Annotated in this window: 8 protein-coding genes; 7 read left to right on the plus strand and 1 reads right to left on the minus strand. The window is 27.8% G+C overall.

The genetic code is table 11. The features are described 5' to 3' along the window. The first annotated feature begins 85 nt into the window (after window positions 1-85). The 4 genes from KGF52_RS19335 to KGF52_RS19350 all read left to right on the plus strand — a co-directional run bounded on the left by KGF52_RS19335 (window position 86) and on the right by KGF52_RS19350 (window position 5,531). A complete protein-coding gene (locus KGF52_RS19335) occupies window positions 86-823 on the plus strand; it encodes an EcsC family protein (RefSeq protein ID WP_227841306.1) in 738 nt (245 codons plus the stop codon). A gap of 198 nt (window positions 824-1,021) precedes the next feature. Further along, entirely contained in the window at window positions 1,022-2,173 is a 1,152-nt protein-coding gene (locus KGF52_RS19340) for a double-cubane-cluster-containing anaerobic reductase (protein WP_227841307.1), read from the plus strand. Window positions 2,174-2,194: 21 nt separating this feature from the next. Continuing rightward, on the plus strand, window positions 2,195-2,950 hold the full coding sequence (locus tag KGF52_RS19345) for an acyl-CoA dehydratase activase (protein ID WP_227828475.1): 756 nt from the start codon (window positions 2,195-2,197) through the stop codon (window positions 2,948-2,950). Between the two features lie 193 nt (window positions 2,951-3,143). Continuing rightward, a complete protein-coding gene (locus KGF52_RS19350) occupies window positions 3,144-5,531 on the plus strand; it encodes a cell wall-binding repeat-containing protein (protein WP_227841308.1) in 2,388 nt (795 codons plus the stop codon). 229 nt (window positions 5,532-5,760) lie between these two features. Here the strand turns inward: KGF52_RS19350 and KGF52_RS19355 are convergent, their stop codons facing one another. Continuing rightward, entirely contained in the window at window positions 5,761-5,994 is a 234-nt protein-coding gene (locus tag KGF52_RS19355; protein ID WP_227841309.1) for an ATPase, read from the minus strand. 276 nt (window positions 5,995-6,270) lie between these two features. Here KGF52_RS19355 and KGF52_RS19360 point away from each other — a divergent pair, with 276 nt between their 5' ends. The 3 genes from KGF52_RS19360 to KGF52_RS19370 all read left to right on the plus strand — a co-directional run. Beyond that, on the plus strand, window positions 6,271-6,861 hold the full coding sequence (locus KGF52_RS19360) for a TetR/AcrR family transcriptional regulator (protein ID WP_227828477.1): 591 nt from the start codon (window positions 6,271-6,273) through the stop codon (window positions 6,859-6,861). 113 nt (window positions 6,862-6,974) lie between these two features. Continuing rightward, window positions 6,975-7,820 carry an ABC transporter ATP-binding protein gene (locus KGF52_RS19365; RefSeq protein WP_227841310.1) on the plus strand — a complete coding sequence of 282 codons (846 nt, stop codon included), beginning with the start codon at window positions 6,975-6,977 and terminating at the stop codon, window positions 7,818-7,820. Continuing rightward, the coding region (locus tag KGF52_RS19370; RefSeq protein ID WP_227841311.1) for an ABC transporter permease at window positions 7,817-8,418 on the plus strand (602 nt) is incomplete at its 3' end. The genes KGF52_RS19365 and KGF52_RS19370, both read left to right, overlap by 4 nt.

The raw sequence follows: 8,418 nt of genomic DNA on the forward strand, positions 1-8,418 counted from the left end.
GTCTAATTTAGTGGGTTAAATAGATTAAAAATTTAAATTAATTAAGTAAGTTAATTAAACATATATTTTAGAGTAGGAGATAAATTTGAAAAATTATAAAGAGATTTCTTATAATGAATTAGCAAAAAAAGAATTAGAACAATGGAAGAAAGATATATTGAAAAAACCGTCTATATTTGATAGAGCTTCAAAAGGTATACAAAATAAATTCAATGGAGTGTTGCCAGATAAATACCATGAAATAATGACTTCTTCAATAAAAGGAATGACAAAAACTGTATTGTTTGGATATAAATATGCTACAAAGTCACCAATTAGAAATATATCCTTAGAAGAAAGGGAAAAGTTAGTTGAAGAAAAGGCTAAAAATTATAAAACTATAGCAATGATTGAAGGAGCAGGTACAGGAGCTGGAGGTATTTTTTTGGGGCTTTCTGATTTTCCTCTACTTTTAGGTATTAAGATAAAATTTTTATATGACGTTGCTTCAATATATGGATATGATGTCAAAGATTATAGAGAAAGAATTTATATACTAAGTATATTGCAGTTGGCTTTTTCTAGTCAATCGAATATAAATACAACATTTAAATTGATGAGTAATTGGGATGAGTATATAAAAAATTTACCAAATGATATCAATGATTTTGATTGGAGAACATTTCAGCAAGAATACAGGGATTATTTAGATTTAGCTAAATTTTTGCAACTAATGCCTGGAATAGGAGCATTTGTAGGATTTTATGTAAATGGAAAATTAATTGATAAATTACATGAAACAGCAGTATTTTCTTATAGATTGAGGATTAGAGAGCTTAATTGATAAATGGTAAAATTTTTAAAATAGATATAAAATATATCTATATATATATTGATTTGCATTGATAAAAACAATGATGGATGAAAGGTAAAGCATGATAAAATCTAATGTAGAGGTTTGTATTTTAATGGAAATATTTACGTTTTATTGTTTAAAATACAAAATGAATTATAAAGAGAAGTAATTGGGAGGAATATTTTCATGGCAAATTTACCAAAACAATTTGATAGTTTTAATGAAGCTAGACAAAAAGGATTTATAAATGCAAAGGAACTTAAAGAAAGTGGGAAAAAAATGGTTGGAGTGTTCTGCACATTTACTCCAGTTGAGATTCCAATGGCAGCAGGAGCAACAGTAGTAGGTGTTTGTGGAGTTAGTGAAGAACCAATTCCAGATGCAGAAAAAGTGTTACCAAGAAATCTTTGTCCTTTAATAAAATCAAGTTATGGGCATGCAATAACAGATACATGTCCATATTTCTATTTTTCTGATTTATTAATAGGAGAAACTACTTGTGATGGCAAGAAAAAAATGTATGAAGAGCTTGCAAAGGTTAAACCAACATATGTAATGCATTTACCAAATACTGCAAAAGGTGAGTTTGCTTATAAGCTTTGGAAAGATGAAATGGTAAAATTAAAAGATGAGGTTGAAAAATCTTTAGGCGTGACTATAACAGAAGATGATATAAGAGCGGCCATAAAAGATAAGAATGAAGAGAGAGAACTTTTAAAAGAGTTTTATGCACTTGGTAAATTACAACCATCTGCACTTACAGGTCTTGAACTTCATAATGTACTATATCAAGCAGGTTTTAAATTTGACCATACTGAACTTAAGCAATCTTTAAGAAAAGTTATAGATGATATGAAAGAAAGATATGAAAAAGGAGAATGTCCAGTTACAAAAGATAAACCAAGAATTCTTATAACAGGTTCTCCAATTGGTGGAATAAGTGAAAAGATAGTTAAAACTTTAGAAGATGCTGGAGCATCAGTTGTGGCATATGAACTTTGTGGAGCTATAAGATCAAATGATTTATTAGTTGATGAAGAAACAGAAGATGTGTATGATGCTTTAACACAAAAATACATAAATATAGGTTGTTCTTGTATGATGAACAATGACCATAGGATTGAATTACTAGATAGAATAATAGATGAATATAATGTAGATGGTGTAATAGATGTAGTTTTACAAGCCTGTCATACATTTAATATAGAAAGTTACAGAGTAAGAGAATTTGTTACAAAAGAAAAAAATAAGCCATTTATGTCTCTTGAAACTGATTATTCAAAATCAGATACTGAACAATTAAGAACTAGATTTGAAGCGTTTGTAGAGATGTTATAGGAAGTAATAATAGGAGGGGTTATGTTTAGTATAGGAGTGGACTCAGGGTCAGTAGCAACAAAAGGTGTGTTATTTGATGGTGAAAAAATTGTCAAAAAAATAATTATACCAACTGGATGGAGCCCTAAAAGTACATCTAAACAAGTTTATGAGTTGTTAAGCGATGGAATTGATAAAAAAGATATAAAAAAAGTAGTAGGTACAGGCTATGGCAGAGGGGTAATGGACTTTGCCGATAAGAAAGTAACAGAAATAACGTGTCACACTAGAGGCGTTTACTTTTTAAATGAGAATGTAAGGACTATTTTAGATGTAGGTGGTCAAGATAGTAAAGTTATAAATTTAGATAGAGATGGAAATGTATTTAATTTTATAATGAATGATAAGTGTGCTGCTGGTACTGGTAGGTTTTTAGAAATTACCTCTAATCTTTTGGGAAGTGATATAGAAAGTATTGATACGCTAGCTCAAGGAAATGAACCAGTTAATATATCTAGCATGTGTACAGTTTTTGCAGAGTCCGAAATAGTAAGTCTCTTAGCTCAAAATATTTCTACTGGAGATGTAGCAGCAGGAATACTTAAATCTATTGCAAATAAGTCAACATCGATGTTGGCAAGAGGAGAAATAGTAGATGAAGTTGCATTTACTGGAGGTCTTGCGAAGAGTAAAGTATTAGTAAAAATGATAGAAGAAATATTAGATAAAAAAATATTTATTGCAGAAGATACTCAGATAATAGGAGCATTAGGGGCTGCAGTAATTGGATTTAAATAAAAATATCTTAAAGAATAAAATAAAAAGCTGAATTTATCCAAGATAATTTCAGCTTTTTATTTTATTCTATTTATTTTTAAAGGAAAACTTTGGTATAATTGATTTAAATGATTATATATTTAGAAATAATTAATATTTAGTCATATATAGTATTAAATTTTTAAAAATTAGCTCGAAGTTAGGGGGAGAAAGTATGAAAAAGTTTGCTTCAAGAAAAGCATCAAGGTTTATTGCATTATTTTTAATATCTATTTTAGTAATGTCAACGATTCCTGTATCAGCTGAAAATGGAAATACATTGAATCAGATAAAAAAAGCTGAATACAGTGAGACCTATAAACAATATCTAGAAGATGCTAAAAATGGACGTACAGAAAAATATAATGGGATTATACCAAATCCATATCAATTGGAAGGTACTAAAGTTCGAAGTAAAGGAAGAACAGCTCCAGCATCTTATGACCCAAGAAAGTTGGGATTAATGACCTCAATAAAAAATCAAGAAAATCTTGGAATATGCTGGGATTTTGCAGCCATGGCAACTTTAGAAAGTTTTCTAAAATTAAAGAATTATGGAGACTATGATTTATCAGAAGAACATTTAAGATGGTGGGCTTCAGAAGGTGAATATGGATGGACTGTAAATGATATGGATGGTGCTTTAAATTATGAAGCTATGGGATACTTAACATCTTGGTCAGGTCCTAAATTGGAAAAAGATATTCCATATAACGGTAAAATATCTAAAGCACAAGGAGCAACAAAACCAGCTAATATGAATACAGCACCAACTATTTTTAATGTAACAGATGCTGTATGTGTAAGTAATGATATGAACTCTACAAAAAATGCTATATTACAGTATGGAGCAGTAACATCAGGTTATTATGAAGATATTAAGTATCAAAGTGAAGACAACAATTCATATTATTGTCCAACAAAAAGTTTCAATACTAACCATGCTATTTCAGTTGTAGGTTGGGATGATAATTATTCTAAAGATAACTTTAATTCAAGTAATAGACCATCAAAAAATGGTGCATGGCTAATAAAAAATAGTTGGGGAGATTATAATTCTGAACGTGGATACTTCTGGATATCTTATGAAGATAAGACACTTATGTCTGATATAGATAATTTCTCAATCAGAGGAGGTCAAAAACCTAATGATGATGAAAAAATGTATCAACATGACTACGCAAGTATTGTTCCTTTAATTTCAAATAAAATAACAGCTGCAAATGTATTTGACTTTAATAGGGGAGATGAGACTCTAAAATCTGTAATGTTTTTAACTGAGAGTATAGGAGCTAAGTATGAAATATATTATGCTCCAGTAGTAAATAGCATACCTCAAGAAAATAATATGAAAAAATTAAAAGAGGGTACTACACAATATTCAGGATACATAACCGTTCCAATCAATTCTTTTGATATACCAGAAGGAAAAGGTGCTATAGTGGTTAGTATAGAAGATAAAAATGGAGAATCAACTATAGGTTCTGAATCAAATGTGCCAGGTTACGATACGTTTAAAGCAAAAGCAAACTTAGGAGAAAGTTACATTATAGATAGTACTGGAAAATTCTATGATATAAATAGAGATAGCAAGTTTTATCCATGTAATTTTACTATAAAAGCTGTTACAGAAAAATCTTCTGGTGAAAGTATTCCAAATGAATCTTTAATTGGTAGTGATAGATATGAAACTGCCATTAAAGTTAGCCAAAATGGATTTAGTTCTTCAGAAAATGTAGTTTTAGTAAATGGAGGTTCAATAGTAGATGCATTGGCAGCAACTCCTTTTACATCTGCCATCAATTCACCGATACTATTAACACAAAAAGAAGCTTTGAATTCAAAAACTAAAGCTGAAATACAGAGATTAGGTTCAAAAAAAGTATACTTAATAGGTGGAGAAAATTCCATAAGTAAAGAAACTGAACAACAATTAAAAAACTTAAATATATCAACTGAAAGAATATCAGGAAGTGACAGATATAAGACAAGCTTGCTATTAGCTCAAAAGTTGAATAGTATAAAAAATGTCTCTCAAATAGCTGTTGTAAATGGTGTAAAAGGTTTAGCTGATGCGATTAGTGTAGGTGCAGCCGCAGCAGAAAATAATATTCCAATTATACTTGCAAATGAAAAAAGCGAATTGCAAGGAGCAGATGAATTTTTAAACTCACTAAATATAGAGAAGTCTTATATTATTGGAGGTACAGTATCTTTATCAACTAGTTTGGAAAGTAAACTTAAAAACCCAACTAGATTATCTGGTAGTAGTAGAGACGAAACAAATTCAAAGATAATAGATAATTTTTATAAAAAAGATACTTTGAAAAATGCATATGTAGTTAAAAATGGAATCAAGAGTCAAAATGATTTAATAGACGGTCTAGCAGTTGGTCCTCTAGGAGCAAAAAATGGGTCACCAGTAATTTTGGTTGGCGATAAATTAGATGACAGTCAAAAAGATGTTCTTAAAAATAAAACTTTAGAAAAAGCAACTCAAGTTGGTGGAGGTGCAAATCAAAACGCCTTTAAGGAGTTAGTAAAATTAAAAAGTGTTAAATAAGATACTAGTAGATTAATATATTTCTAGTAGATAATGACAAATTGAAGCTGTAAATAGCCATTTTGAATTATTGATAACTGAAACAATCAATAATTATAAGATTCTATTTACAGCTTTAAATATACGTATTAATATTTTCAATGTATAAAATGTATAAATAGAAAAGGGTTATTTTTATATAGAAAGTCTTACATACTATATAAAAATAACCTGTATTTAATTAACCTTTTTATATAGTTCTAATAGCTATTATAGAGCTAAGTGGTAAATATAGTGTGTAAGTCTCGTTTAAAGATGGATTAGATTCGTCTATATATTTTGAACAAAGTGTAATTGATAAGCTGTCTGCTTCTATAATTTCCCCATATAGAGGGCAACTGCTAAAATAAGAATTTACTTCAACATATTTATTTAAGTTTTCTTGAACAAAATCATAAAAACGATTTTTTGTAGTAGTAGTCATAAAATCAACTCCTTCATTTTTTATTAAAAATGGAACATTTAAAAAGATAAATATGATTACTGCTATTAGAAACTAAGTTAAAAAATAAGCAAATAGATATGAAAATAGAATAATATATTATTTATATTTTAATTATAACATTATAGAATAAAAAAAGCTATATAAAATTCAGAATTTTCGAAGATTTTTAATAGAATTAATAAATTTATTGACATTAAAGAGTAAAAGAATTATATTGACTATAAAGATTAATTTAGTCAAATAGGAGATGAGAGGATGCCTAAATCATATTCTGATAAAGAAAGAGAGTACATAGTTAAAAGACTTAAAGAAGAGGCTAGTTTGTGTATTGAGCAATATGGTATTAGAAAAACTACTGTTGATGAACTTGTAAGGCGAGTAAAGATTCCAAAGGGAACTTTTTATCTGTTTTTTCAATCGAAAGAATTACTTTTTTTTGAAGTATTGAAAGATATACACGATTCAATACAAAACCAAATGTTATACGAATTAAAAAAACTTGATGAAAGTGTTACATATGATAAGTTGACAGATATATTTATGAAATTTTATAAGCTAGTTGATGATACTTCAATTTTAAATCTGTTAATTAATGGAGAGTTTGAAATACTAATGCGAAAATTACCAGATTATATAATTGAAGAACATTTTAAGCATGATGATTTTGAAATTAGTAAGATGATATCTTATATACCAAATGCAAAAAATAAACATGTAGAAAATTTTAGTGGGGCATTTAGAGCAGTATTTCTTACTATGTTATACAAACATGAAGTTGGTGAGAATTGTTTTGATGATGCTTTAAGATTGATGATAAGAGGTCTAGTTATACAACTTATGGAATAAATTTTTAAACTTGTTTGCTAGTATTTTTACTAAAAAGTATTAACAAACAAAAAAATTGGTTTTTATTGACTATATAAATAAATTAGTCAAATATATAAAAAGGTGGGATAAAAATGATTAAAGTTGATAATTTATCATTTAGTTATACAGATAAAAAATTTTTACAAAATATTAATTTTGAAGTTGGAAAAGGAGAAATACTAGGATTTTTAGGACCATCTGGAGCAGGTAAATCAACATTACAAAAAATTCTAATTGGTATGATAACCAATTATGAAGGAAGTGTACTTGTAAATGGAATAGAAAGCAAAAAACATTCAAATAAATTTTATGAGAATATAGGAGTTGATTTTGAATTTCCTAGCTTATATGAAAAATTAACTGCAATAGAAAATTTAAAATACTTTGGTTCTTTATATTCTAAAAAATTACTACCAATTGGAGAACTACTAAAATCAGTAGGATTAGAAAATGAAGCAAATAAAAAAATATCGGAGTATTCAAAGGGGATGAAATCGAGATTAAATTTTATAAAAGCTTTATTACATAATCCAGATATATTATTTTTAGATGAGCCAACAAGTGGCCTTGACCCATCAAATAGTAAGATTATGAAAAATATGATTCTATCAGAAAAATCTAAAGGTAAAACTATTATTTTAACAACTCATAATATGTTGGATGCAACAGAGCTTTGTGATAGGGTAGCATTCATTGTAAATGGGAAAATATCTGCATTAGATACACCACATAATCTTATTATGTCAAAAGGTGCTGTTAAAATTAGATATACATATTTTGATAATGGAGAAAAAATTTCTGAATGTTTTTTAAGTGATACTAGTAACGACAAAAAATTAAATATGCTTATTAAGGAAAATAAGCTCTTATCAATACATAGTAGTGAACCAACATTAAATGATATTTTTATTGAGATAACAGGGAGGAATTTACAATGAGATTAAAAAATCTTATCTTAGGAGATATAAAGTTTCAATTTAAATATGGATTTTATTTTTTATATGTTGTTTTAAGTATTGTATATATTTGTTTGCTTAATGCATTTCCACCATTATTGAGAGAAAAGGTAGCTATAATTATGATTTATTCTGACCCAGCAGCAATGGGATTATTTTTTATGGGAGCAATTGTACTTCTTGAGAAGAGTCAAAGAGTTTTAAATTCTCTAGTGGTATCTCCAATAAAAATATCAGAATATATTTTATCAAAGATGATTTCATTGTCAATGATATCTAGTATTGTAGCTATGGTAATTGCAATTACAGCAAATTTAAATAATATTTTGATAGTAATTATAGGAACCTTCTTTGCATCTATAATATTTTCATTACTTGGGCTTATATTTGCAAGTAGAGCATCAAGTTTAAATCAATTTATTGTTTTAACTATTCCTGCTGAGATTATCTGCTTTGTGCCACCAATAATTAATGTATTGATGGATTTAAATGTATTTACTAATTTGTATCCTTTCAATATATGTATTTCTCTTATTAGTGGAGATAAAAATTCTTTAGTAACTAATATATTAATTTTAAT

It is taken from the genome of Clostridioides sp. ZZV15-6597 (genome assembly GCF_020657815.1).
In the GTDB taxonomy this organism is placed as follows: Bacteria; Bacillota; Clostridia; order Peptostreptococcales; family Peptostreptococcaceae; genus Clostridioides.

Coding starts and splice junctions, on each gene's coding strand:
- KGF52_RS19340 (WP_227841307.1), top strand. CDS start 1,022: ATGGCAAATTTACCAAAACAATTTGATAGTTTTAATGAAGCTAGACAA.
- KGF52_RS19345 (WP_227828475.1), top strand. CDS start 2,195: ATGTTTAGTATAGGAGTGGACTCAGGGTCAGTAGCAACAAAAGGTGTG.
- KGF52_RS19350 (WP_227841308.1), top strand. CDS start 3,144: ATGAAAAAGTTTGCTTCAAGAAAAGCATCAAGGTTTATTGCATTATTT.
- KGF52_RS19355 (WP_227841309.1), bottom strand. CDS start 5,994: ATGACTACTACTACAAAAAATCGTTTTTATGATTTTGTTCAAGAAAAC.
- KGF52_RS19360 (WP_227828477.1), top strand. CDS start 6,271: ATGCCTAAATCATATTCTGATAAAGAAAGAGAGTACATAGTTAAAAGA.
- KGF52_RS19365 (WP_227841310.1), top strand. CDS start 6,975: ATGATTAAAGTTGATAATTTATCATTTAGTTATACAGATAAAAAATTT.